Here is a 26,342-nt window from a genome sequence, read left to right as displayed (position 1 = left end):
CAGCCGCATCCCCGATGTCCCGCGCCGCACCGCTCATCCCCCCCGCCACCCCGCCTGACCGGCAACCCGCCCGGCAGCGTGGCGTGGTGGTGATGCTGGCCGTGCTGCTGCCGATCCTGGGGCTGGGCCTGCCCCTGCTGATGCCCAACGACCGGCAGTGGGTGCATCTGCCGCTGCATGCCGTCATCGAAGTGGTCGGCGCCATGACCGCCCTCGGCCTGACCACCCTGCTGCTGCTCTCCTGGCGGCATCTCGAGCGCCGCTTCCACCACGCCTGGGTGGCGGGCGCCTTTCTGGGCATGGGCATCCTCGACGGCCTGCACGCCCTTCTGCCACCGGGCAACGGCTTCGTCTGGCTGCATTCGGCGGCCACCGGTCTCGGCGGCCTGCTCTTCGCCGGCCAGTGGTTCGACCTCCACTGGACCGCCGCCCGCCTGCGGCGCTTCCTGCCGGCAACGCTCCTCGTGGCCCTGGGGCTGGGCCTGCCGAGCCTGTTCCTGCCCCACTGGCCCTTGCCGATGCTCGCCGATGGCCGCTTCACCCCGGCCGCGCGCCTGATCAACATCGTCGGCGGCAGCGGCTTCCTGATCGGCGCGGCCTGGTTCCTGCTCGCCTACCTGCGCGGCGGCCAGCGCCACAACCTGGTGTTCGCCATCATCGGCATCCTGTTCGGCGTGGCCGGCCTGGCCTTCGACCTGTCCCGCCTGTGGGACGCCCCCTGGTGGTGGTGGCACCTGCTGCGCCTGGTGGCCTACGGCGCGGCCCTGTTCCTGCTGGCCAGCCATCTGCGCGATCTGTTCCTCGCGCGCCAGGCCGTGGAACGGGCCTACCGGGCCGTGGTGGAATCGGCCCAGGAAGCGATCATCGTGATCGACGAGTACGGCCGCATCGAGCGCTTCAATCCCGCCGCCGAAAGCCTGTTCGGCTGGTCGGCCGACGAGGCCATCGGCCGCAACGTGCGGATCCTGATGCCCGAACCCCACCACAGCCGGCACGACGACTACCTGCGCAACTACCGGGCCGGACGCGGCGCCGGGATGATGGGCCAGCCGCGGGATCTGTGGGGCGTGCGCAAGGACGGCGGGCTGGTGCCGGTGCGCCTGCACCTGAGCGAGACCCGCATCGAGGGCCGGCGCAAGTTCATCGGCTTCCTGCAGGATCTGCGCGAGTGGCACCAGGCCCGGGAGGAGCGGGACGCCACCGCCAGCCAGCTCGAATTCACCACCCGCGACTTCCAGGAACTGACCTATTCTCTCTCCCACGACATCCGCACCCCCCTGCGCGCCATCGACGGCTTCAGCGCCCTGCTCGCCGAAGACTACGGCGAACGGCTCGACGCCACCGGCCACGACTACCTGCGCCGGATCCGCGCCGCCTCCCAGCGCATGGGCGAGATGCTCGACGACGCCCGGCGCCTCTATTACTACCGCCAGCACGACATGGATCCCACCCAGGTCAACCTGAGCGAAATCGCCACGCACATCCTCCAGTCCCTGCGCGATCAGTTTCCGGAACGGCGGATCACCTGCCACGTGCAGCCGGCCCTGTTCGTGTTCGGCGACCGCCGCATGCTGCACGAGCTGCTCTACGAACTGCTCGACAACGCCTTCAAGTTCACCAAACCCCGGGACGAGGGCGTGATCGAATTCGGCGCCCGCCAGGAGGCCGACGGAATCGCCTACTTCGTGCGCGACAACGGCATCGGCTTCGAGCGCCGCTACGCCGACAAGCTGTTCCGCACCTTCGAACGCCTGCACGGCCACGAATTCGCGGGCACCGGCATGGGCCTGGCCCGGGCCCAGCGCATCGTGGAACTGCACAAGGGCCGGATCCGCGCCGACGCCGAGCCCGAAGGCGGCACCACCCTCTGGTTCACCCTGCATCTGGAATGAGGCAAGGACAGGAGACGAGATATGGCTGTTCCGAATGCCCAACCATTTTCGACGATTGCGCCTGCATCGGGCCCGGCCTCAAGGGCTCTGTACTTGTAACGAGCTGTTGTTCGGGCATTCGAAACAGCCACCCGACATGGGCTTTTCCAACAGCCTGCTAGACTCTACGAGAAACCCGGCAACGGCCCGGCTGCCACACCCGGTCCCGGCCCCGCCGGCACCGTCATGCAAAACCGGGAGAGCGCGATGAACGACGACGAAAAAACCCTCGCCAGGCTGGACATCCCCCTGGATCGGGATCGCTTCATGCGCGGGGTGATCCGCGAACTGGCCGGCACCCTGGAAGACGTGGTGGGCCTGGAGGAAGCCTCGGGCTTCATCAGCCTGGTGGCCCAGCACCTGGCCCGGGAAATCGAGGCCGACTACAAGGCGGCGCTCGGCTGCAGGCAGCTGGATCGCGACCAGGTGGCGCAGGTCCTGGTGGATCTGAAAGCGCGCATCCAGGGCGCGTTCCGGGTGGTCGAGGCCGACGAGACGAAGATCGTCTTCGCCAACACCGCCTGCCCCTTTGCCGAGAAGGTCAGGGGCCGCCCCTCCATGTGCATGATGACCTCCAACGTCTTCGGCAGCATCGCCGCCAGCAACCTGGGCTATGCCCGCGTGGTGCTGGAAGAGACCATCGCCCGCGGCGACCCCGGCTGCCGGGTGATCGTGCATCTGCAGCCGGACGCGGAGGAGACGCCGGAGGGCCGCGAATACTACCAGGCGCCCGGCAACCCATGATCGAGGCCGAAACCCGCGACCTGCTCGAGCGCCTGCCCGATCCGGCCTTCCTGCTGGCGCTCGACGGCCGGATCCTGGCCGCCAACGGCCGGGCCGCCCGGCTGCTCGGCCAGCCGGCGCTGACCGGCCAGCCCCTGCACGCCTTTCTCGACATGCCCCGGGAACGGTTCCGCGACCTGCTGCGCAGCTGGGCCAGCAACGGCCAGCCGGTGCCGGGCCGCCTGCGCCTGCGCGGCCCGCACGCCTCGGCGCCGGAAGTGCGCTGCAACGGCGCCCGCCTGGCGGATCGCCCCGACCGCCCCGCCCGCCTGCTGCTGCTCTGCCAGCCCCAGCAACTGCGCTCCAACCAGTTCGTGCTGCTCAACCAGCAACTGGCCGCCCTCAACCGCGAGATCCGCGAACACCGCCGGGCCGAGCAGCGGATCCGCGAGGTCAACGCCCAGCTCGAGGCGCGCATCGCCGAACGCACCGCGGAACTGACCCGCGCCTACGAGGAACTGGAAAGCTACAGCTATTCCATCGCCCACGATCTGCGCACCCCCCTGCGCGCGATCATCAGTTTCAGCCAGATCGTGCAGGCCGAGGCCGGACAGCTCGAGGCGGAACACCGGGGCCATCTGGAGCGGGTGATCCGCGCCGGCATGCACATGACCGACCTCATCAACGACATCCTCGAGCTGTCGCGCATCAGCCGCCTGGATCTGGAACCCGCCGACTGCGATCTGAGCGCCCTGGCCCGGCGCATCCTCGCGCGCCTGGCCGAAGCCGAACCGGACAGGACGGTGGACGCGCGGGTGGCCGACGGGCTGCGCGCCCGGGGCGATCCGCGCCTGCTCGAACAGCTGCTCGACAACCTCCTGCGCAACGCCTGGAAGTACACCGCGCCCCGGCAGCGGGCGCGCATCGAGCTGGCCGCCGTTCCCGCCCCGGATCCGACCTTCGTGGTGCGCGACAACGGCGTGGGCTTCGACATGGCCTATGCCGACAAGCTGTTCAAGCCCTTCCAGCGCCTGCACGGTCCCGAGTTCGAGGGCACCGGCGTGGGGCTGGCCACGGTGCAACGGATCGTCGCCCGCCACGGCGGCGAGGTGTGGGCCGAGGCCCGGGAAGACGAAGGCGCCGCCTTCTTCTTCCGCCTGCCGGCGGGCGAACCGGCAGCCGCCCCGCCTGCGGGACGCGCCGAATGAAGCTCCTGATCCGCGGCCTGCGTTTCCTGGCCGCCGGCCTGGCCCCGCTGACCCTGGCCGGCGCGGTGGCGGCCTTCTGGCTGCCGGAGCTGTTCCTGCCCTTCGGCCAGGTGTTCAAGGGGCTGTTCGCCATCACCATGTTCGCCCTGGGGGTGGTGCTCGAGCCGGCCGAGCTGGGCGAGACCCTGCGCCATCCCGGGCGCATCGGCCTGGGCGTGCTCACCCAGTACACGGTGATGCCGGCGCTGGCCTTCGCGGTGGCCACGGCTGCCGGCCTGCCGCCCGCCGTGGCCCTGGGCTTCATCATCGTCGGCGCCGCCCCGGGCGCCATGGCCAGCAACGTGATCGTCTACCTGGCCGGCGGCGCGGTGGCCTTCTCCATCGCCATGACCACCGTGGCCACCTTCCTCTCGCCCCTGCTGACCCCGGCCCTGGTGGAATGGCTGGGCGGACGGCTGTTGCCCATCCCCTTCTGGGGCATGCTCAAGACCATCCTGTTCATCGTGGTCCTGCCGCTGGGCGCCGGCATGCTCCTGCATCGCCGTCTCGGCCGGCTGCGGGCGCTGGCCGGCGAGATCGCCCCGGCCCTGGCGGCCCTGGCCATCATCATCATCTGCAGCTACGCGGTGGCCGCCAACCACGCCCGCATCCGTACCGTGGGCCTCGACGTCTTCGCCCTGGTGGTGCTGCTCAATGCCCTGGGCTACGCCGCCGGCTGGTTCCTGGCCCGGCTCTACCGCTTCGACTTCCGCCACCGCCTGGCACTGGCCATCGAGATCGGCATGCAGAACGCCGGCCTCGGCGTGGTGCTGGCCCTGGAACACTTCCGCGACACCCCCGAGACCGCCCTGCCCGGCGCCCTGTTCGCCGTCTGGTGCATCGTCACCGCCGCCGGCGCCAGCGCGGTGCTGCGCCGGCGGGAACGGGTCGCGGCCATCTGAGAGTGGCAAAAAACGGGACACCCGTTCCAGATCCGGCAAAAAGGCGGCCGGGGGGACTAAACCTTTCGGCATAAATCGGCTATATTCGACTTCCCCCACGGATTACGAGGTTTTTCCCGATGCTGAAGCACAGTTATCACGCCCGTCTGTCGCTCTGGCACGTGGTTCTGGCCGTGATCCTGCTGGCCGTCACCCTGCCGCTGTTGGCCTGAGCGGCGTCCCTGTTCAGCCCAGCCCGCCCGGCAGCACCGTCGGCCGGCGCGCCTGCCAGCGGCGCATGAACGCCGGCATCTCCTGCGCCGGCATGGGCCGGGCGAAGTGATAGCCCTGGAAGCGGGCACAACCGTCCGCGGCCAGCAGCCGCGCCTGCTCGGCGCTCTCCACGCCCTCGGCCAGCACCGGGATGCCGAGACTGACCCCCAGGCTGATGATGCTGCGGATCAGCTGCCGGTCCCGCGCGTCGGAGAGAATGTCCTTGACGAAACCCTTGTCGATCTTCAGCTCGCTGATGGGCAGCTTGCTCAACAGGCTCAGGGAGGAATAGCCGGTGCCGAAATCGTCCAGGGAGATGCCCAGCCCCTCGTGGCGCAGGCCCTCCAGCAGGATGCGGGCATGTTCCACGTCCTCGATGAACAGGCTCTCGGTGATCTCCAGCACCAGCTCCCGCCCCGCCAGTCGGCAATCGGCATGCCGGGCCATCAGGTGCATCACGAAACCCGGATCGAAGAGCTGGCTCACCGAGGCATTGATGGCCAGGCGGAAGACCGGCGCGGGCGGGCGCTCCGCCAGGAAGGCTTCGCTTTCGGCCAGCGCCCGATCCAGCACATGCCTCCCCAGATCGGGCATCATGCCCATGCTCTCGGCCACCGGCAGGAATTCGTCGGGCGCAATCGCGCCCAGCGCGGCGCTGTGCCAGCGCAGCAGGGCCTCGGCACCGATCACCTGGCCCGAGACGCTGTCGATCTGCGGCTGGTAGACCAGCCGGAATTCGCCGTTTTCCAGGGCATGGGCCAGGGCCCGCTCGATGCGTCCCGCCCGTTTCCGCCGCTGCTCGAGCTGCTCGGTGTAGACATGGATGCCGTCGCGCAGCCGCTTGGCCTCGTACATGGCCATGTCGGCCTTGCGCAGCAGCTCCTCGAAGTCGCGGCCATCCTTCGGCGACTGGGCCACGCCGATGCTGGCGCGGATGCTGAACTGCAGCCCGGCCTCGTGGATGGGCTGCTTCAGCTCGGCCAGAAAGCGCTGGCAGTGGTGGCGCATCTCCTCGTCGAAACGCCCCCGGCACAGCACGATGAATTCGTCGCCGCCATGGCGGATCAGCCGCTCCGCGGCGAACACCGCGCGCAGCCGCCGCGCCACCACCCGCAGGATGGCATCGCCCACCGAGTGGCCGTGCAGGTCGTTGATGGCCTTGAAGTTGTCGAGATCCACATAGAGCAGGCAGAACCGTTCCCGGCCGTCCCGCCGCCAGGCATGGAAACCTTCCGTGAGATAGCGCCGGTTGGGCAGGCCGGTGAGCTGATCGTGACAGGCCAGGTGCGCCAGTTGCTGCTCGGCGCGCGCCTCCTGGCGGGCCTGGTAGCGCACCATCAGGAACAGGATCCCGTCAAGCAGCAGGATCAGGAACCCGGTCCAGGCGGCCGAGCGGGCATAGCGCCCGACGAGCACGGCCAGGGGCAGCCCGGTGACGATGTAGTTGCGGTAGGTCGGCTCGTAGCTCAGCATGGCCAGGGTCCACTGGCCATGGAAATCCGGCGCATAGAGGGCAACATGCCGCACCGGCCGGAGCGGATCCCCGGAAACGCCCTGCCGGCGCGCCGCCTCCCGGTAATGGCGCACCAGTTTCTCGGCCACCGGCCGGCCGTAGTAACGCGCCCGATCCTCCGGGGCAATGTACGACCCGTACTGCCGATAGAGATCCTCGCGCACCACCACGAAACGCACGTGCGGCGGCAGCAGGGTCTGGGACCAGATGCTGTAGGACGAATCCAGCTTGATGCCCGTGGTCATCACGGCCTGCAGGCGCCCAGCGGCGTCGCGCAGCGGATAGCGCAGGGGAATCACCCACTGGCGCAGGCCCGGCATGTAATAGGTGCGGCCGATGACCATGCGCTGCGCCCCGAGCGTGCGGCGGAAGGAGTCGGCCGTGTGGGGATCCCGGAGCAGATTGGGCAGGCTGTGGCGGTCGATGTTGAAGGAAGTCAGCACCAGGTTGCCGGCCGGATCGGCCAGGCCGAACCCCGCCAGCTCGGGATTGTGACGCAGCAGCCGATCCACCCGCGCCCGGGCCTGCGGCGCACCCTCGAGGCCGCCCAGCTCCAGCAGGCGCTCGCCGAGCAGGGCCAGCAGGGCCTCGTACTTGCGCATCACGCCCTGCTGGGAACTGGCCACCAGATCGTTGGCATAGCCCAGTTCGGTACGCGCCGCCTCGCTGACCAGCCGCCACTGCAGATACAGCACGGCCGCGCCCAGCAGCAGGGAGGCCAGCACCGTATAGCGGTAGATGCGCCACAGGCGGCGCGGGGAAAGACGCCCGGCGGGGTCTCGGCGGGAACGCGGCATCAGGCTGGCGCAAAGGTCATGACCATTCAAGCCTAGCAACCCCTGAAGCGAATACAAGCAACCCTGGCTAAAGTCCCCGGCCGGCCTGCCGATATTTCGGGAACGTCCCCGACAAACACACAGGCCCGCACCGGCGGGGCGGCCATTGCGCCCCGCCGGTTCGCGCGATCCGCCTTCATGCACAAGATCCTCTACATCGAAAGCTCCCCCCGGCACCGCAACGCCCTCACCCGGATGCTCTCCAACGACGATTTCGTGGTCCTGGCCATCGAGAAGCTGGAGGACGGCCGGCGGCTGCTGCAGTCGGTGGCCGACGATCTGCAGTACGACGCCGTGATCCTGAGCTGGCCGGCGGATCTGGGCTCGGCGCCGCGGGGACTGCTGGATCTGCTCAAGTCGCCGGATCTGGCCGGCCTGCCGGTGCTGGTCATGGCCCGCGAGGCCGATGCCGACAAGCTGGCCTGGGTCACCGGCCGCAGCCGCACCGCCTTCCTGCTGTGGAAGGACTGGCGCGAGACGGGCGAGACCCTGCGCCGCCTGCTGGCCACGCCGGCGCCGCCGCCGGTCCTGGCCGAACAGCTCGCCGACGATCCGGTGCGGGTGCTGCTGGTGGACGACTCGCCCACCTCCCGGGCCAAGTTCCGCAAGCTGCTCACTGGCGCCGGTTTCGCGGTGGAGACCGCGGCTGACGGACCGGCAGCCCTGGCCGCCCTCGAAGACGGCGACTTCGACATCGTGCTCATCGACTATTTCATGCCGGACATGAACGGCGACGAGCTGCTGCAGCAGACCCGCAGCCGACCGGAGACGGCCCACCTGCACTGCGTGATCCTCACGGCCGCCTACCTGGATACGGTGATCACCGGCGCCCTGGAAGCCGGCGCCGTGGAATGCCTGCTCAAGAACGAATCGGATGCCCTGATCCTGGCCCGCCTGGGCGTGATCAGCCGCCTGGTGCGCAGCGACCGCCGGCAGCGCCAGGAACGCCAGCGCCTGGCCGGCATCCTCGCCTCGGTGGGCGACGGCGTGTACGGCGTGGACCGGGATCTGCACATCACCTTCGCCAACCCCGCCACCCTGCGGATCCTCGGCCACGAACGGCTCGAGGATCTCACGGGCCGCTGCCCCGTGGAGGTCTTTCACCGCGGCCTGGCCTTCGATGCCGACACCGGCAAGGTCATGCAGCTTCTGCGGCGGGCGGTGGAGGCGGGCGAGGCGGCCGAGCACGTGGAGGCCCGCTACGTGCGAAGCGACGACACCCGCCTGGCGGTGGAGCTGACCATCCTGCCGCTGGAGATCGACGGCCTGCGCGAAGGCGCGGTGGTGGCCTTCCGCGACATCTCCGACCGCAAGCTGCTGGAAGAGGAGCTCAAGTGGCAGGCCAGCCACGATCAGCTCACCCGGCTGCTCAACCGCAAGTTCTTCGAGGACGCCCTGGACAGGGAAGTGCGCCGCCTGCGCCGCAGCGACGAGACCAGCGCCCTGCTGTACATCGATCTCGACCGCTTCAAGTACATCAACGACACCATCGGCCACACCGCCGGCGACCGCCTGCTGATCGAAATCAGCGAACAGCTCAAGCAGCGCCTGCGCCGCTCGGACCTGCTGGCGCGGATCGGCGGCGACGAATTCGCGGTGCTGTTGCACGACATCGATCCCGGCAAGGCCGTCGCGCTGGCCGAGGCCTTCCGCCACGTGCTGGAGAACTACACCTTCATCCACGAAGGCCGCCAGTACGCCGTCAACGGCAGCATCGGCGTGGCCCTGCTCGATCGCCACACCCGCTCCGCCGGCCACGTGCTGGCCAACGCCGATCTGGCCTGCCACATGGCCAAGGGCAAGGGCCGCAACCAGACCCACCTCTACGACCAGCACACCGAGGACAAGCTGGCCATGGATCTGGACCTGGGCTGGTCCATCCGCCTCAACACCGCCCTGGAGAAGAACGAATTCGTGCTCGCCTACCAGCCCATCGTGGCCATGCACGAAATCGATCTGGATCACCTGCCGGACCAAGCCGGCGAGCTGTGGAACGATCTGCTCACCACCGGCGTGCAGGACGTGTTCTACGAAGCGCTGGTGCGCCTGCGCGGCCAGGACGGCAAGCTGATTCCGCCCGGGGCCTTCATGCCCACCGCCGAGCGCTTCAACCTCATGCAGCGGATCGACGCCTGGGTGATCAACGCGGCGCTGGAGACCCTGGCCAGCAACCACCGCTCGGGCAACATGGTCAAGCTGTCCCTCAACCTCTCGGGACAGAGCATCGACAACGACGAGGTGCTGCACACCCTCAAGGCCGGCATCGATCTCCACGGCCTCACCCCCGCGGACATCCTGCTCGAGATCACCGAGAGCTGCGCCATCCACAAGGTGGAGGCAGCCCAGCAGTTCATCCGCGCCATGAAGGAGCTGGGCTGCTTCTTCGCCCTCGACGACTTCGGCTCCGGCTACAGCTCCTTCGGCCAGCTCAAGCACCTGCCGGTGGACATCATCAAGATCGACGGCCAGTTCATCCGCCACATCGGCCACGATCCCATGGACCGGGCCATCGTCGAATCGATGGTCAACATCGCCCACTCCCTGGGCAAGAAGATCGTCGCCGAATTCGTGGAAGACGCCGAGAGCCTGCGCCACCTGGCCGCCTGCGGCGTGGACTACGTGCAGGGCTACTACCTCACCCCCGCCCTCGACCGCCTGCCCTCGCTGGACATCTGCAACTCCTCCCTGGTGGGCTGAGGGCGGCAGGCCGGCTCCGCTCGCGCTGCCCTACAACCTTATAACCAAGGTAATAACCACACTAAACAAATTCATTCCAAAGTATGAAAAAATGGGTGACATATCCGCCATCGCCGACTAGACTCTGGCTCAACATTTTTCACAAACGACCCAGAAAACGTTGTCTGCAAGGATGCCGCCCCCCATCCTATGCGCTATCTGATCATCGAACCCGACAACCGACGCCGCCGGGAACTCCTCGAACGGCTCGCGCTACCCCGCGACGAACTGCTGGCCGTCGACGACTACCACAGCGCCGCCAAGTGGCTGCGCAGCCACGAATCCCGCTTCGCCGCCGTGGTACTCGGCTGGCCCGAACACACCGATCCCCACGCCGACGAGCTGCTCAGCCACCTGGCGCGCCCCGCCCTGCGGGAACTGCCCGTGCTGCTGCTCGGCCAGTCCCGCTCGCCGGCCGCCCTCGACTGGGCCAGCAGCCGCCCCAACGGCGCCTTCCTGCTCTGGGGTGAACGGGAACGGCTACTCGACACCCTGACCCTGCTCGAAACCCCGGCCCCCGAGGCCGACAGCGTCACGGAAACCGAAACGCCTTCGGCCCACATCCTGCTGGTGGACGACTCGCCCACCGCCCGGGTACGTTACCGCCGGCTGCTGCAGGAGGCCGGCTACACGGTGGAGGCGGTGGGCACCCCCGACGAGGCCCTGCAACGGGCCACGGATCAGCGCTACGACGTGGCCATCCTCGACTACTTCATGCCCGAGATGAACGGCGACGCCCTGTGCAGCCGCCTGTCGCGCCTGCCCGCCGGGCAGCGTCCCCTGTGCGCGATCCTCACCTCCGGCTACACCGACAAGGTGATCCGTGCCAGCCTGCGCGCCGGCGCCATGGACTGCCTGTTCAAGAACGAGGCCGAGGAGCTGTTCCTCACCCGCATCGCCGCCCTGGTGCGCGACGTGGCCCTGCACCGCGAGATGCAGGCAAAGCAGGAACAGCTCCAGGGGATCCTCGCCTCGGTGGGCGACGGCGTGTATGGCGTCAACCGCGAGGGGGTCATCACCTACGTCAATCCCGCGGTCAGCGCCCTGCTCGGCTACAGCGAGGCCGAACTGCTGGCCGGCGTCACCCCCCAGCGGCTGTTCCACGCCGAATGCGGCGGCCCCGACTGCGGTGGCCCCGATACCTGCCGCCTGCGCCGGGCGGTCGAGACGAGCAGCGGCGCCACCACCTTCGAAACCCGCTTCCTGCACGCCGATGGCCACACCATCGAGGTGGAGCTGACCGTCCGGCCCCTGACGATCGGCGGGCGCCGCGAAGGGGCGGTGGTGGCCTTCCGCGACATCTCCGAGCGAAAGCTGCTGGAGAACGAGCTGAAGTGGCAGGCCAATCACGATCCCCTCACCCGCCTGTTCAACCGCAAGTACCTGCACGACGCCCTGGAACGGGAGATCCAGCGCCTGCAGCGCAGCGACGAGACCAGCGCCCTGCTGTACCTGGATCTGGATCGCTTCAAGTACATCAACGACACCATCGGCCACACCGCCGGCGATCAGCTCCTGGTGGAACTGGCCGACGCCCTGCATCAGCGGGTGCGCAAGGCGGATCTGCTGGCCCGCATCGGCGGCGACGAATTCGCCCTGCTGCTGCACAACATCGATGCCGAGCAGATCTACGCGGCGGCCGACGAATACCGCAAGCTGCTCGAATCCTTCACCTTCCAGTACGAAGGCCGGCACTACAACATCCACGGCAGCATCGGCGTGGCCCTGATCGATCGCCAGGCCGAATCGCCCGACGCCCTGCTCTCGGCCGCCGATCTGGCCTGCCACATCGCCAAGGGCAAGGGCCGCAACATGACCCACGTGTACGACAACGCCGACCGCAAGCAGACCATGGATCTGGACCTGGGCTGGACCCGCCGCCTGCGCCGGGCCCTCGACCGCAACGCCTTCGAGCTGGTCTACCAGCCCATCGTCAGCCTCCAGTCGCTGCGCCTGGACGAAGCGCCGAACGACGCTGCCGCCTTCCAGATCTGGCTGCTGGAACAGCTCGGCGAACACGACGTGCTCCACGAATGCCTGCTGCGCCTGCGCGACACCCAGGGGCGGCTGATCTCGCCCAACGCCTTCCTGCCCACCGCCGAGCGCTTCAACATGATGGCCGACATCGATCGCTGGGTGATCGAGGCGGCCCTGGCGCGACTCGAGGAAGCACATCGGGCCGGGCAGGACCTGCAACTGTCGGTCAATCTCTCGGGCCAGTGCATGAGCCGTCCCGACATGATCGCGCACATTCGCGGCCGCCTCGAAGCCCTGCAGGCCCCGCCCGCCAACCTGCTGCTGGAGATCACCGAAAGCTGCGCCATCCGCCACCTGCAGGCCGCCCACGACTGCATCGAGTCCCTGCGCGAGCACCTCGGCGTGCGCTTCGCCATCGACGACTTCGGCACCGGCTACAGCACCCTCTCCCAGCTCAAGCACCTGCCGGTGGACTTCATCAAGATCGACGGCCAGTTCATCCGCGACATCGAAACCGATCCCACCGATCTGGCCATCGTCCACTCCATCGTGCAGATCGCCCATACCACCGGCAAGCGCACCGTGGCCGAGTTCGTCGAATCGCTGGACGTGCTCAAGCGGCTGCAGGAATGCGGCGTGGACTACGCCCAGGGCTTCTTCCTCTCGCCCCCCCGCATCCACCTGCCGGAAATCCCGGAACCCGATCACCAGCAGGTGGTGGAGATCGCCCTGCCGAAAACCGATCCGCGCCTGAAGGCCTGAATCCGCAGGCCTGTATAAACCCGACCGTTTCAATAGATCCGCGTGGTAGGTCGGGCTTCAGCCCGACATGTCGGCCTGAAGGCCGACCTACAATGGCATGACTGAAATTCATTTTGGAGCGTTTCAAAAACAAGCCCGAGCGCATGACTTTGCCCGGCGATGAGGCTACACTTGCCCGGACTGCAAATCCGTCTTTATATCGAGGTGCGTTGCATGGAAGCGCCCCCATTGCATGCAACAGCTACTGATCATCGATCCCGACAACGATCGGCGGCGTGAGCTGCTTCACCTGCTGCGCGACGGCGAGCAGGAACCCCTCGCCGTGGACAATCACGACGCCGCCGAGAAATGGCTGCGGCCGGCGAACCGCGCCCGCTGCGCCGCGGCCGTCATCACCTGGCAGGCCGATGCCGGCGCCCGCCGGCTGCTGATGCGCCTGGACCAGCCCGAGTGGCGCGATCTGCCGGTGGTGATCCTGGTCGACGACGCCCCCTTCACCGCGGCCGCCTGGCCCCGTCACCGGCTGCACACCCTGTGCATCAACTGGGACGATCGCCACCAGTTGCCCCAGGCCCTGACCCGCCTGCTCAGCCCGCCGCCGCGCCCCGCCCGCACCCCCATGCCCCCCTACCGCCCCACCATCCTCCTGGTGGATGACTCGGCCTCGGCGCGGGTGCGCTTCCAGCGCCTGCTGGAGCAGGCCGGCTACCGGGTGCAGGTGGCCGCCAGCCCCGAAGCGGCCCTGCACCTGGCCCGCCGCGAGCCCTTCGACATGGCCATCCTCGACTACGACATGCCGCAGATGACCGGCGCCGGCCTCACCGCCGCCCTGCTCAAGCTGCCGGCCGATCACCGACCCCTGTGCGCCATCCTCACCGCCGCCTACCAGGACCGGATCATCCAGGAAAGCCTCGACGCCGGCGCCGTCGACTGCCTGTTCAAGAACGAAGCCGACCAGCTGTTCCTGGCGCGGGTCGCCTCCATGGCCCGCGACATCCACATGCACCGCGACATGCAGCGCAAGCAGCAGCAACTCCACGGCATCCTCTCCTCGGTGGGCGACGGGGTCTACGGCATCGACCGGCACGGCATCATCACCTACGTCAACCCGGCGGTCAGCCGCATCCTCGGCTACACCGAGGCCCAGTTGCTCGGCGGCATCACCCCCGCCGATCTGTTCCATGTCACCGATCCCCACAGCCTCGGCGAGCCGGTGCCGGCCTGGGGCGACACCTTCGAGACCACCTTCCTGCGCGCCGACGGCAACACCATCGAGGTGGAGCTGACCGTCCAGCCCCTGCAGATCGACGGCCGCCACGAAGGCGCGGTGATCGCCTTCCGCGACATCTCCGAGCGCAAGCTGCTGGAGAACGAACTCAAGTGGCAGGCCACCCACGACAGCCTCACCAAGCTGTTCAACCGCCACCACCTGGAAACGGCCCTGGACGCGCGCATCGCCCACCACCGCCGGCACGGCGGCGCCTCGGCCCTGCTCTACCTGGACCTGGATCGCTTCAAGTACATCAACGACACCATCGGCCACGGCGCCGGCGACGCCCTGCTGGTGCAACTGGCCGATCACCTGCGCCAGCAGGCGCGCCAGAGCGACGTGCTGGCCCGGATCGGCGGCGACGAGTTCGCCCTGCTGCTGAACGACATCGACCCGGAGCGGGCCTTCGCCGCCGCCGACGCCTACCGCAAGGTGCTCGAGGCCTTCACCTTCGAGCACGGCGAGCGCCGCTACCCCATCCAGGCCAGCATCGGCGTGGCCCTCATCGACCGCCGCAGCCGCGCCGCCGGCGACGTGCTCTCGGCCGCCGATCTGGCCTGTCACATCGCCAAGAGCCGCGGCCGCAACATGACCCACGTCTTCGACAACGAAGACAGCAAGCACAGCATGAACCGGGATCTGGGCTGGTCGCGGCGCCTGCACCAGGCCCTGCGCCACGACGCCTTCGAACTGGTCTACCAGCCCATGATCGCCCTGCAGACCCTGGCCCTGGACGAGGCGCCCGAAGACACCGCCGAGTTCCAGGCCTGGCTGAGCCGCCAGGGCGCCGAACGGGGCCATCTCTACGAATGCCTGCTGCGCCTGCGCGACCGCGGCGGCCGGGTGATCTCGCCGGGCTCCTTCATGCCCAGCGCCGAACGCTTCAACATGCTGCCCGAGATCGACCGCTGGGTGCTCGACACCGCCATCGACCGCCTCGACGAGGCCTGGGCCAACGGCCATCCCCTGCAGCTTTCGGTCAACCTCTCCGGCCAGTGGATGAGCCGGCCGCAGAGCCTCGAATACCTCGAACAGCGCCTGCGCCGGCTACAGGCCCCGGCCGACAACCTGTGGCTGGAGATCACCGAAAGTTGCGTGATCCGCCACCTCGACGCCGCCCGCGCCTGTGTGGCCAACCTGCGCGACGAGCTGGGCGTGAACTTCGCCATCGACGACTTCGGCACCGGCTACTCCACCCTCTCCCAGCTCAAGCACCTGCCGGTGGACGTGATCAAGATCGACGGCCAGTTCGTGCGCGACATCGAAACCGATCCCACCGACATCGCCATCGTCCGCTCCATCGTGCAGATCGCCCACGCCTCGGGCAAGCGCACCGTGGCCGAGTTCGTCGAATCCCGCGCCGTGCTCCGCCTGCTCCAGGCCTGCGGCGTGGACTACGCCCAGGGCTTCTTCCTCTCCCCGCCGCGCGTCCGGCCCCCGGTCTCACCCGAGACGCCCTTGCCCCATTGAACCCATCGCGGCGAAGGCGCCGCGATTCCCAAAACCAGCACGATCCCCAAGGTCATCCACCAGCGTCCCCCGGCCCCCGTCTGCTACAATCGCGCTCCCGGCAACAGGAGAATCCTCGTGAAGCAATTCGACGGCACCACCGTCCTGTGCGTGCGCCGCGGCGACCAGGTGGTCATCGGCGCCGACGGCCAGGTCACCCTCGGCGACACCATCATGAAGGGCAACGCGCGCAAGGTCCGCCGCCTGCACCACGGCAAGGTGCTGGCCGGCTTCGCCGGCGGCACCGCCGATGCCTTCACCCTGTTCGAATACTTCGAGGGCAAGCTGGAGAAGCACTCCGGCCACCTGGTGCGCGCCGCCGTGGAGCTGGCCAAGGACTGGCGCACCGATCGCACCCTGCGCCGCCTCGAGGCCCTGCTCGCGGTGGCCGACCACGAGGCCTCGCTGATCATCTCCGGCAACGGCGACGTGATCGAACCGGAACACGGCTTCATCGCCATCGGCTCGGGCGGCCCCTATGCCGGCGCCGCCGCCCGCGCCCTGCTCGACAACACCGAACTCGACGCCCGGGCGATTGTCGAAAAGGCCCTGAACATCGCCGCCGACGTCTGCATCTACACCAATCACCAGCTCGTGATCGAAACACTGCAAGCCTGACAGGAAACCCCATGTCCCAGATGACCCCGCGCGAAATCGTCCAGGAACTGGACAAGCACATCGTCGGCCAGAGCGCCGCCAAGCGAGCCGTGGCCATCGCCCTGCGCAACCGCTGGCGCCGCAGTTGCGTGGCCGAACCCCTGCGCACCGAGATCACGCCCAAGAACATCCTCATGATCGGCCCCACCGGGGTCGGCAAGACCGAGATCGCCCGGCGCCTGGCGCGCCTGGCCAACGCCCCCTTCATCAAGGTGGAGGCCACCAAGTTCACCGAAGTGGGTTACGTGGGGCGCGACGTGGAATCCATCATCCGCGATCTCATGGAGATCGCCATCAAGCAGACCCGCGAGCAGGCCATGGCCAAGGTCCGCCACCGCGCCGAGGACGCCGCCGAGGAGAGGATCCTCGACGCCCTGCTGCCGCCACCGCGCAGCGGCTTCGGCTTCGGCGCCGAGGACGAACCCCGCGACGAGGAAAAGGAATCGGCCACCCGACAGAAGTTTCGCAAGATGCTGCGCGAGGGCAAGCTGGACGACAGGGAAATCGAAATCGAGGTCAGCACCCCGGCCATGGGCGTGGAGATCATGGCCCCGCCCGGCATGGAAGACATGACCTCCCAGCTCCAGAGCCTGTTCCAGAACCTCGGCGGCGGGCGCACCCGCAGCCGCAGGCTGCCCATCCACCAGGCCCGCAAGCTGCTGGTGGACGAGGAGGCCGCGCGCCTGATCAACGACGAAGACATCAAGGAACAGGCCCGCAAGGCCGTGGAGCAGAACGGCATCGTGTTCCTCGACGAGATGGACAAGATCGTCAAGCGCGGCGAAACCGCCGGCGCCGACGTCTCCCGCGAGGGCGTGCAGCGGGATCTGCTGCCCCTGGTGGAAGGCTCCACCGTCACCACCAAGTACGGCATGATCAAGACCGATCACATCCTGTTCATCGCCTCCGGCGCCTTCCACCTGGCCAAGCCCTCGGATCTCATTCCCGAGCTGCAGGGCCGCTTCCCGATCCGCGTGGAACTCGACGCCCTCGGCACCGAGGACTTCGTGCGCATCCTCACCGAACCCGACGCCTCGCTGATCAAGCAGTACACCGCCCTGCTCGAAACCGAGGACGTCACGCTCGAATTCACCGACGACGGCATCCGCCGCCTCGCCGAAATCGCCTGGCAGGTGAACGAACGCACCGAGAACATCGGCGCCCGCCGCCTGCACACCATCCTGGAACGGCTGCTGGAAGAGATCTCCTTCAGCGCCGCCGACCAGGCCGGCCAGACCCTCACCATCGACCGCGACTACGTCGACGAACACCTCGCCGGCCTAGCCCAGGACGAGGACCTCAGTCGTTATATCCTGTAGAACCCCCCGCGTAGGAGCGGCGCAAGCCGCGATGGTTGAGCCGAGTGTCGCGGCTCGCGCCGCTCCTACAGCCAGCCCGGAACAACGGAGACACCAACATGACCAACAACCCCAAGCCCACCGAAATCAAGCTCCACAAGGCCTCCCACGTGCTCGAGATTTCCTTCGACACCGGCGAGACCTTCATGCTGCCCACCGAATACCTGCGCGTCTACTCGCCTTCCGCCGAGGTCCAGGGTCACGGCCCCGGCCAGGAAGTGCTGCAGATCGGCAAGCAGGACGTGAACATCGACAGAATCGAACAGGTCGGCAACTACGCCATCCAGCTCTTCTTCGACGACAACCACGACACCGGGATCTATTCCTGGCAGACGCTCTACGACCTGGGCAAGCACCAGGAACAATACTGGCAGGACTACCTCGACCGCCTCAAGGCCGCCGGCCACGAACGCCCCGAACCGAAACACCTCCAGCAGGAGCAATAGCAGGCAGCAGGTGGCGGGTCGCCGGGAACCCCGTCAGCAGGGCAGGAGCGGCGCAAGCCGCGATGACCTGAACACGGCCGCCAGAGCGCCCGACAAGCCCGATCATGTCCGGGAACGGAAAACGCCGAAGAAAGGTCACCGCTGCCTGATCCTGACCTGCGGCGCGTGCCCCAGCGCCACTGCCAGATCCCACATCTCCTCCTGCGCCCGCAGGATCTGCTCCAGCGTCAGCTCGCGCCAGCGGCGCCGCTTCTCGCGGCTGGCACCCTCCCAGGTGGTCAGGCTCCAGTCAATTTCCGGCGTATCGCGTTCAGGCATCGTTCTCTCCGAGCAGACGGCGAAGTTGCTGGATATCGGTGCGATCCTGTTCCCGGCCGGCCGCCTCTTTCATGTGAATCAGGGTTTCGAGGGAAACGAACCGTACGGGCAGATCCGGATCCAGCGGCTTCAACAAGCTGCGACGATATTCCGCCTCGAAATCGAAGGGTTCGGTTACGAACAGATCCACAGGCGTCTCCGGGTGAGCGTCCGACCAGAGCTGCAACACCTCCATGCCCTTCTCCCGGATCCACCGTTGTCGCTGCCGCGGATCGGCAAACTGCTCGGCCGTAACGGGCACGCCAGGGCGGTAGCCCAGTTCTGCCAGCGCCGAAAACGTCCTCTTGATATTGTCCGGATCCGGATGGAGCACGAAATCCACGTCCTTGGTGAAACGCAGATAACCGTGGGCATTCACGGCGAGATCACCGGCAACCAGGTAGCGTACCTCGGCATCGCGCAGGGCGCGCAGGACTTCTCTCACGCTGTCGAGCCGCACGGTCGCCTCCTGCCAGACATGGCGATACCCGGATGATAGACCGCCTCTCCCGCACGCACAATCCGCCCCTTCCCGCCCGACCCGGGCGGGCCTACAATAGGGAACTCACCCTTTCTCGCAGGATCCGCCCATGACCCGCAAGACCACCCATTTCGGTTTCCAGGAAGTGCCCTACGAGGAGAAGGTCCGCAAGGTGGCGGGCGTGTTCCACTCGGTGGCCGACAAGTACGACGTGATGAACGATCTCATGTCGATGGGCATCCACCGCCTGTGGAAGCGCTACACGGTGGAGATGAGCGGGGTGAAGGCGGGCGACCACGTGCTGGATCTGGCCGGCGGCACCGGCGATCTGGCGGCCCGCTTCGCGCGCATCGTCGGGCCCGAGGGCGCGGTAACCCTGGCCGACATCAACGCCTCCATGCTGCGGGTGGGACGCGAACGGCTGACCGACGAGGGGCTGGTGGGCAACATCCGCTACGTGCAGGCCAACGCCGAATGCCTGCCCTTCCCCGACAACCACTTCGATGCGGTGACCATCGCCTTCGGCCTGCGCAACGTCACCGACAAGGGCGCGGCCCTGCGCTCCATGTACCGCGTGCTCAAGCCCGGCGCCCCGCTGCTGGTGCTGGAATTCAGCAGGCCGGTCGTCAAACCCCTGAATCCGCTCTACGACCTCTACTCCTTCAAGGTGCTGCCCCTGCTCGGCAAGCTCATCGCCAACGATGCCGAAAGCTACCAGTACCTGGCCGAGTCGATCCGCAAGCACCCGGATCAGGAAACCCTCAAGCACATGATGATCGAAGCCGGCTTCGACCGGGTGGAATACTTCAACCTCACCGGCGGCATCACCGCCCTGCACCGCGGCTACAAGCTGTGACCACCCCCGCCCAGCACTACGCCGGATTCTGGCGCCGCCTGGGCGCCTTCGGGCTCGACGCCCTGCTGTACCTGGCCCTCACCGCGCCGCTGCGGGTGGCCCTGTTCGGCCGCGAGGCCTTCACCGGCCCGGCCGAGGCCACGCCCGGCTTCCTCGCCATGGATCTGCTCCTCGGCTGGCTCCTGCCCCTGCTGGCCATCCTCTGGTGCTGGCAGCGCTGGGGTGCCACGCCGGGCAAGTGGCTGATGGAGATCCAGGTGCTCGACGCCCGCACCCTGCAGCCGCCGACTTGGCGCCAGGGCGCCCTGCGCCTGCTCGGCTACCTGGTCTCCGCCGCCCTGTTCTACCTGGGCTTTCTCTGGATCGCCTTCGACCGGCGCAAGCAGGGCCTGCACGACAAGCTGGCCGGCACCGTGGTGATGCGGCGCCGCCCCGATCTGGCCGACGAACCGCTGGCCCGGCTGATGGAGGGCTGGCGATGAGTCTCGCCGGCGAGCTGACCGTGGCCGCCCTGGCCGCGGCGGAGACCGCCTTCAACCAGGCCCTGCGCCTGGATCCCGAATCCCGGCGCCGCCTCGCGGCGCTGCACGGCAAGGTGATCGCCATCGAGCTGCGCGGCACCGGCCTGACGCTGTACATCATCCCCGGCCCCGACGGCGTGAGCATGCTGGGCGCCTACGCCGGCGAGCCCGACACCGTGCTCTCCGGCACCCCGCTGGCCCTGACCCGCATGGGGCTGGGCGATGCGACCGGCACCCTGTTCGCCGGCCAGGTGACCCTCCGCGGCGACGTGGAGGCCGGCCAGCGCTTCAAGGCCATCCTCGACGATCTGGATCCCGACTGGCTCGAACCCCTGGCCCGCCTGATCGGCGACATCCCCGCCCACCGGCTCAATCGCCTGCTGCACGCAGCCGGCGACTGGGCCCGCCAGGCCCTCGACACCCTGGCCCGCAACGGCGCCGAATACCTCCAGCAGGAAGCCCGCGTGCTGGCCACCCGCGACGACGTGGCCGAATTCGTCACCGCCGTGGACACCCTGCGCGACGACCTGGCCCGCCTCGAGGCCCGGATGGCGCGCCTGGAGAAAAGGATCGAGAGCCAAGCCGGGGAATCCGTCTAGCCCCCTCCCGCAGGCCGGCTCAAGCGCAGCGAAGCCGGCAAACCGACCGACCCCATATTCCCGCCCCCTCGTCCCTGACCTGTTCCTGGTGTATCCTTGCACCCTTGCAAGTCTCCGACAGGAAGCCCCATGTCCGTTGTCCGTCTGCACGCCCCGTCGCCGCATGCCGCACCCCCGGCCCCTGCCGGGCGTCGCTTCACTCGCCTTCCCGCGTGCGTGTGCCGCCTGCCGGAGAACGCCCGAACATGACTTTCCACCGTGCCTGCCTCGTGCAGGCACGTTCGTTTTGACCAACCATTGAAGACAAAGAAGGGGAACCCACCCATGGCCGCGAAGAAAAAAACCGCCAGAAAAGCCAAACCCAAGAACGCGTTCTACGCCCAGTCCGGCGGCGTGACCGCCGTGATCAACGCCAGCGCCTGCGGCGTGATCGAGACCGCCCGCCAGCACAAGGACAAGATCGGCAAGGTCTACGCCGGCCGCAACGGCATCATCGGCGCCCTGACCGAGGATCTGATCGACACCAGCAAGGAATCGGCCGCCGCCATCAAGGCCCTGCGCCACACCCCGGCCGGCGCCTTCGGCTCCTGCCGCTACAAGCTCAAGAGCCTGGAGGAGAACCTGCGCGAGTACGAGCGCCTGATCGAGGTCTTCGAGGCCCACAACATCGGCTACTTCTTCTACAACGGCGGCGGCGACTCCGCCGACACCTGTTACAAGGTCTCGCAACTGTCCAAGAAGATGGGCTATCCCATCCAGGCCATCCACGTGCCCAAGACCGTGGACAACGACCTGCCCATCACCGACAACTGCCCCGGCTTCGGCTCGGTGGCCAAGTACATCGCCGTCTCCACCCGCGAGGCCAGCTTCGACGTCGCCTCCATGGCCAAGACCTCCACCAAGGTCTTCATCGTCGAGGTCATGGGCCGGCATGCCGGCTGGATCGCCGCCGCCGGCGGCCTGGCCTCCACCGAGGACACCCCCATCCCCATCGTGATCCTGTTCCCGGAAGTGGAGTTCGACGAGAAGAAGTTCCTGGCGCGGGTCGAGGACATGGTCAACAAGCACGGCTACTGCACCGTGGTAGTCTCCGAGGGCGTGCGCTGGCCCGACGGCCGCTTCCTGGCCGATACCGGCCTCAAGGACGCCTTCGGCCATGCCCAGCTCGGCGGCGCCGCCACCGTGATCGCCGGCATGGTGCAGCGGGAACTGGGCCTGAAGAACCACTGGGCCGTGGCCGACTACCTGCAGCGCGCCGCCCGCCACATCGCCTCCAAGACCGACGTGGACATGGCCTACGCCATGGGCAAGGCGGCCGTGCAGTTCGCCCTCAAGGGCCACAACGCCGTCATGCCCACCGTGGAGCGCCTCTCCAGCAAGCCCTTCAAGTGGAAGGTGGGCATGGCACCCCTGTCGAAGGTGGCCAACGTGGAGAAGATGATGCCCAAGAGCTTCATCACCCGCGACGGCTACGGCATCACCAACAAGTGCCGCGAATACCTCGAACCCCTGATCAAGGGCGAAGACTACCCGCCCTACAAGAACGGCCTGCCCAAATACGTGCGCCTGAAGAACCTCCCGGTGCCGAAGAAACTGCCCAAGTTCGAGCTGGCCTGAACTGCGCGCTGAGAGGTCGGTTCCCGGGCGAAGCAGAAAACCGCCCGGGAACCAAGGGCAGCCGCTCGTTCACCATTCATGCGGCACACAGAAAAACCATATAATCAAGAGGCTTGATTGCCACCACCAAATCCGATAGCAAGTACTCACTTGTTACGTTTGCCCAATTGTTACGTCACATCCCCATCGGCAGGCGGGCTCAACACCGAATCAACAATGGATTTTCTGGAATTCATCTGTCCAGCGATCTTCAAAGGATACTTTTGGGGATTGCCCTTCCAAAAGACGATTCCCGGAAAAGGGGATTTCGCTTGGGTCGGCTCAAATCCTGGCATTCATTTACAGGCAAGCAACGACTCTCCGTATGTGTATTGAAATCCCACAAACACATTGCTATAAATCTTCAGCCCCCCATTGAAACCCCAACGACTTTTCTGAAGTCGATACATTCAATCCTGATAAAAGATTTAGAGGATTCAAAATGCAAAACTCTGTCTGGAAGATCGCCTCCTTCGCCGTAGGCATTGCATCCCTTGTCGCGTGTGGTGGTGGAGGCACCACCGATCCGACCAATCCGACCAATCCGACCAATCCGACCAATCCGACAGCCAACACTGTACGCATCATTACTGATGCAGCCTGGGTTGCCTGCCAGGATGGCAAGACCGGCGCCTGGAGTGACGTGACAGCAAATATCAAAAACGATATTGATGGCCAAGGCAACCGAGGAGTTGACTGTTCCGTTACCGACGCGAACGGATTGTATGGTGTTGCCATTGCCAGAACCTATACTAACTTCCAGGAATACCGCGTAGAAATTACTCATTTCACCCTGAACGAAACCAACAAGCTTTATCTTGACGAGTCCAGCAGCGCATCAGCATACAGCACCGTAAACTTCAATTTCATTAATACGAACTCACAGAGCAATTCCCAGATTCTGTTTATGGGTAATGACTCGTGCTATAACTTATCGAGTTTTCCGACAACCTGTTCGCTCGGCATCCAAAATGGCACACACGATCTCGTCGCTTTTGACGTCTATGAAGATACACAAAATGGGTCGCTGACTTTTTACGACAGCTTATTCACTCGTGATATCACCATAACCAGTAATACATCCATTGATGTTGACTTCTCAACAGCAAACATCCCGGCCGCCAGTATCACGGCGCAAACATTCAGCCATACCGGATTTGATAGTGGCTTTGTCCAGCTCATGACAAGCAACAAAACACGCGTGGATCTTGCCTACTATACGCCGGCGACAACCACTGGCCAAACGAATTGGTACTGGATTGATCAGAACAATCTGTACCGCCAAGGCGACACTATGACCTTTTATGCCAATTATTTTGATAGCCAAACCAGCCAGGGCTATACCTGGATTCAGACCTTCGATGCCACAAACTTCAACCCTGCAAACAATAATGTTTCCGTGGCCTTGTCAGACAAGAACACAAACTTTGCCCCAGCCTTGACCCTTTCGCAGGCCAGCAACCTGAATTATTCTCCTTCCAACACCAGCCCGAATTTGGTGGTGTATGACATCATGTTGGATCAAACCCTTGCAAATGGCGACCGGATATTATGGGACATTACCATGAGCAAAGGATGGCTCAATACAGACACGTCGTACAATATCCCTGACTTGATCGCAGCAGGCCTTCCTTCAACTCATGCTTTGGTGCAAAATAACACAACGTATGGATATATAACCGCCATTATGTCAAACATGGCATTCCAGCAGGGCAGTAACAATCAGGAAATCGATTCGATTCCAGGGATAAAACTGGAAATGGCAGACTGGTACACCACCATAAACTGAGCCGAATGGGGGGTGCACAAGCATCACCTGTTCACATGCTCCTGAAAAAAGGCCGGCAATATGCCGGCCTTTTTTTGTTGCACTTGCAACCCCGTTACTTGATACGGTATATCATGAACCGATCATGGCCCAGATGATCCTTCGCCTGAACAGCGACATAACCGGTACATCCGCTGCTCGCATCGAGATTGGTCAGTTGTTTTTTATATGTTGAATCCCCGATCAAATTCTTCACCTGTGACTTGATCCCGCCGCTTGACCCACAATCGAACATGGAGATGGCATAGTGCGGCAACATTTGGCGATCCGGCATTGAATAGGCCAGATTCAACGGATTCGATGAAGTGTAGGTTTGACCATTCAGCAAGCCCGCCGTACGGGGATTCGTGATCTCCGGCATTTTGTAGTCCGTGGCGATGACTTGCGTATCGAGCTCTACGAAATCATACAATGTTTCCTGATATGTCTGCTTCACCGTATCAGTACTATCATACAACTTGACCGTATAGACGAAGGGATAACTTGCACCAACAAGATCGCTCGCCTGTAACGGAATTCGGCTGGAAAGGGTATTGGTCGTTCCATTCATCACGGTAAATGGCCAGACATCTGTCGCGGCGGAAGCCGTGATGTACGGCTTCAACACCACGCCTGTTGCAGGCAGCCCAGGACCTTCGACGGTTGCATACGCAATGTCTCTGCTCGGATCTGATACATATGGAACATTCCCGAAATCCAGAATGACATTGATGCCACCTTCGAACGTTGTGATGGCGGCCTGAGCCGTGCGGTCGAAAGTTTCGATTTCAGCAACATACGAACTGATGTCAAGCGACCCCCAGCGCTGGTTTCCGGCCAGCAAGGCACCACCCGCGCCATCGTCGTTACAGATCATGACGCCCCGACTAAAGGGCTTTCCATTGTAATTGAAAGTAACGCGAATCGTTATGCTCTTGGGCACGGCGCCAAGATCGACGCTTATGATGGCGGCCTGGCTGATGGATACTCCTTGACCGTCCCCAAGACCGTTAAGAAATCCTGACGCGTTCTCACCATCATCCAGGAAATTGACATCAAACCGATTACTGATAATCGTGCTCGCCGCAACACCGCTCTGCAAGTCCGACAACATCCCATCAAGGCTGCTTTTGCAGGCTTCGAACAAGGCCATGGTCTCGGTCAGGGTCGTAGTGGAAACCGTTACGGCTGCTGGAGAGGATGCCGTGAAATCCGCCGCTCCGTCGCGGTCCACATCCACGCTGGCATCGTTTGCGGTGGCAACGTAATCCAGCGCATCAAGCACCTTGTCCATGCCCGTCCCATTCGCCGTAAAGGCATCCTTGCGCGGCGAATTCACCGTGGCCGGATCAACACCCAGATCTGTCAGCACACCAGAAAAATTCGTCTTGATATCGCTTTCAATCGTATCGATGTCCGCCTGCGTGAGTACCTGCAGATCGGCATTCTCGGCGTACTCACCATATGTGCCTGTCGCCATCCCTGTGACCATGTCGCTAAACGGCGTGATATTGATTCGACCATCTTCCTCACCCGGCATGACAACACTGGCAAGACGATAGGCCCGATCTCCCACATTCCCCTCTGCGATAACCACGAACGGCGCATCAAGACCACTCACATTCAGGGAATAGTTTCCAGAACCATCGATATTTACCGGCCCTTTGCTTTCCCCGGTAGAAGGTTTATATGCGTAAACCTTTCCGTAAATGGGTGCCCCGGCAGCGGCAACCCCCCTCAATATCGTTGAATCCGGTGCCGGATCCGAACCCGAACCCCCACCGCACGCACCGAGCGTACCCGCCAAAACGCCAACCGAACAAAGCGAAAACAACTGCTTCCAATCCATCATCATACTCCTTGCATTTGCAGACATGTTCAACAAACAAATCGGCTGCCTCGGGAACCTCTGGCAAACCAGCCGTAACCAGCTAACAGCCGGTTTA

19 protein-coding genes are annotated in these 26,342 nt (G+C 65.4%); 15 read left to right on the top strand and 4 right to left on the bottom strand.

Annotation, left to right across the window (positions count from 1 at the left end):
• Positions 1-14: 14 nt before the first annotated feature.
• From ACZ5BH_RS06350 to ACZ5BH_RS06335, 4 genes are all read left to right on the top strand, one after another.
• A complete protein-coding gene (locus ACZ5BH_RS06350) occupies positions 15-1,892 on the top strand; it encodes a sensor histidine kinase (protein WP_464891075.1) in 1,878 nt (625 codons plus the stop codon).
• Positions 1,893-2,138: 246 nt separating this feature from the next.
• Positions 2,139-2,675, top strand: a complete 537-nt coding sequence (locus tag ACZ5BH_RS06345; RefSeq protein ID WP_464891074.1) for a methanogen output domain 1-containing protein — start codon at positions 2,139-2,141, stop codon at positions 2,673-2,675.
• Entirely contained in the window at positions 2,672-3,862 is a 1,191-nt protein-coding gene (locus ACZ5BH_RS06340) for a sensor histidine kinase (RefSeq protein ID WP_464891073.1), read from the top strand. Before ACZ5BH_RS06345 ends, ACZ5BH_RS06340 begins: the two co-directional genes overlap by 4 nt.
• Positions 3,859-4,803, top strand: coding sequence for a bile acid:sodium symporter family protein (locus ACZ5BH_RS06335; protein ID WP_464891072.1), 945 nt, complete (start codon positions 3,859-3,861; stop codon positions 4,801-4,803). Before ACZ5BH_RS06340 ends, ACZ5BH_RS06335 begins: the two co-directional genes overlap by 4 nt.
• 225 nt (positions 4,804-5,028) lie before the next feature.
• Here ACZ5BH_RS06335 and ACZ5BH_RS06330 read toward each other — a convergent pair whose 3' ends face one another.
• On the bottom strand, positions 5,029-7,365 hold the full coding sequence (locus ACZ5BH_RS06330; protein ID WP_464891071.1) for a putative bifunctional diguanylate cyclase/phosphodiesterase: 2,337 nt from the start codon (positions 7,363-7,365) through the stop codon (positions 5,029-5,031).
• 177 nt (positions 7,366-7,542) lie between these two features.
• Here ACZ5BH_RS06330 and ACZ5BH_RS06325 point away from each other — a divergent pair, with 177 nt between their 5' ends.
• The 6 genes from ACZ5BH_RS06325 (at position 7,543) to ACZ5BH_RS06300 (ending at position 18,119) form a co-directional block, all read left to right on the top strand.
• Complete coding sequence (locus ACZ5BH_RS06325) at positions 7,543-10,101, top strand: two-component system response regulator (RefSeq protein WP_464891070.1); 2,559 nt, start codon at positions 7,543-7,545, stop codon at positions 10,099-10,101.
• 189 nt (positions 10,102-10,290) lie between these two features.
• A complete protein-coding gene (locus ACZ5BH_RS06320) occupies positions 10,291-12,879 on the top strand; it encodes a putative bifunctional diguanylate cyclase/phosphodiesterase (RefSeq protein WP_464891069.1) in 2,589 nt (862 codons plus the stop codon).
• A gap of 232 nt (positions 12,880-13,111) precedes the next feature.
• Complete coding sequence (locus ACZ5BH_RS06315) at positions 13,112-15,619, top strand: putative bifunctional diguanylate cyclase/phosphodiesterase (RefSeq protein ID WP_464891068.1); 2,508 nt, start codon at positions 13,112-13,114, stop codon at positions 15,617-15,619.
• A gap of 117 nt (positions 15,620-15,736) precedes the next feature.
• Positions 15,737-16,276: an ATP-dependent protease subunit HslV gene (gene hslV / locus ACZ5BH_RS06310; protein ID WP_464891067.1), complete on the top strand. Its 540-nt coding sequence runs from the start codon at positions 15,737-15,739 to the stop codon at positions 16,274-16,276.
• Positions 16,277-16,287: 11 nt separating this feature from the next.
• Positions 16,288-17,634: an ATP-dependent protease ATPase subunit HslU gene (gene hslU, locus ACZ5BH_RS06305; RefSeq protein WP_464891066.1), complete on the top strand. Its 1,347-nt coding sequence runs from the start codon at positions 16,288-16,290 to the stop codon at positions 17,632-17,634.
• Positions 17,635-17,732: 98 nt separating this feature from the next.
• Positions 17,733-18,119: a gamma-butyrobetaine hydroxylase family protein gene (locus tag ACZ5BH_RS06300; protein WP_464891065.1), complete on the top strand. Its 387-nt coding sequence runs from the start codon at positions 17,733-17,735 to the stop codon at positions 18,117-18,119.
• 135 nt (positions 18,120-18,254) lie between these two features.
• Here ACZ5BH_RS06300 and ACZ5BH_RS06295 read toward each other — a convergent pair whose 3' ends face one another.
• Together ACZ5BH_RS06295 and ACZ5BH_RS06290 are read right to left on the bottom strand one after the other, a co-directional pair.
• Positions 18,255-18,437, bottom strand: a complete 183-nt coding sequence (locus tag ACZ5BH_RS06295) for a hypothetical protein (RefSeq protein WP_464891064.1) — start codon at positions 18,435-18,437, stop codon at positions 18,255-18,257.
• Positions 18,430-18,936, bottom strand: coding sequence for a nucleotidyl transferase AbiEii/AbiGii toxin family protein (locus ACZ5BH_RS06290; protein WP_464891063.1), 507 nt, complete (start codon positions 18,934-18,936; stop codon positions 18,430-18,432). The genes ACZ5BH_RS06295 and ACZ5BH_RS06290 overlap by 8 nt, the downstream gene beginning before the upstream one ends.
• Positions 18,937-19,066: 130 nt before the next feature.
• On the opposite strand from ACZ5BH_RS06290, the gene ubiE reads away from it, so the two are divergent.
• The 5 genes from ubiE to ACZ5BH_RS06265 all read left to right on the top strand — a co-directional run bounded on the left by ubiE (position 19,067) and on the right by ACZ5BH_RS06265 (position 24,378).
• On the top strand, positions 19,067-19,813 hold the full coding sequence (gene ubiE / locus ACZ5BH_RS06285; RefSeq protein ID WP_464891062.1) for a bifunctional demethylmenaquinone methyltransferase/2-methoxy-6-polyprenyl-1,4-benzoquinol methylase UbiE: 747 nt from the start codon (positions 19,067-19,069) through the stop codon (positions 19,811-19,813).
• Positions 19,810-20,295 carry an RDD family protein gene (locus ACZ5BH_RS06280; RefSeq protein ID WP_464891061.1) on the top strand — a complete coding sequence of 162 codons (486 nt, stop codon included), beginning with the start codon at positions 19,810-19,812 and terminating at the stop codon, positions 20,293-20,295. The genes ubiE and ACZ5BH_RS06280 overlap by 4 nt, the downstream gene beginning before the upstream one ends.
• Positions 20,292-20,933, top strand: coding sequence for a ubiquinone biosynthesis accessory factor UbiJ (locus ACZ5BH_RS06275; protein WP_464891060.1), 642 nt, complete (start codon positions 20,292-20,294; stop codon positions 20,931-20,933). Before ACZ5BH_RS06280 ends, ACZ5BH_RS06275 begins: the two co-directional genes overlap by 4 nt.
• Positions 20,934-21,257: 324 nt before the next feature.
• Entirely contained in the window at positions 21,258-22,550 is a 1,293-nt protein-coding gene (locus tag ACZ5BH_RS06270) for a 6-phosphofructokinase (protein WP_464891059.1), read from the top strand.
• Between the two features lie 481 nt (positions 22,551-23,031).
• Entirely contained in the window at positions 23,032-24,378 is a 1,347-nt protein-coding gene (locus tag ACZ5BH_RS06265) for a hypothetical protein (RefSeq protein WP_464891058.1), read from the top strand.
• 94 nt (positions 24,379-24,472) lie between these two features.
• On the opposite strand, the gene ACZ5BH_RS06260 is transcribed toward ACZ5BH_RS06265, so the two are convergent.
• Positions 24,473-26,248, bottom strand: coding sequence for a hypothetical protein (locus ACZ5BH_RS06260; protein ID WP_464891057.1), 1,776 nt, complete (start codon positions 26,246-26,248; stop codon positions 24,473-24,475).
• Positions 26,249-26,342 lie beyond the last annotated feature (94 nt).

Source organism: Thioprofundum lithotrophicum (genome assembly GCF_055387065.1).
Note: the sequence above shows the minus strand (reverse complement) of the source record. Positions and strands in the feature narration are given on the sequence as shown.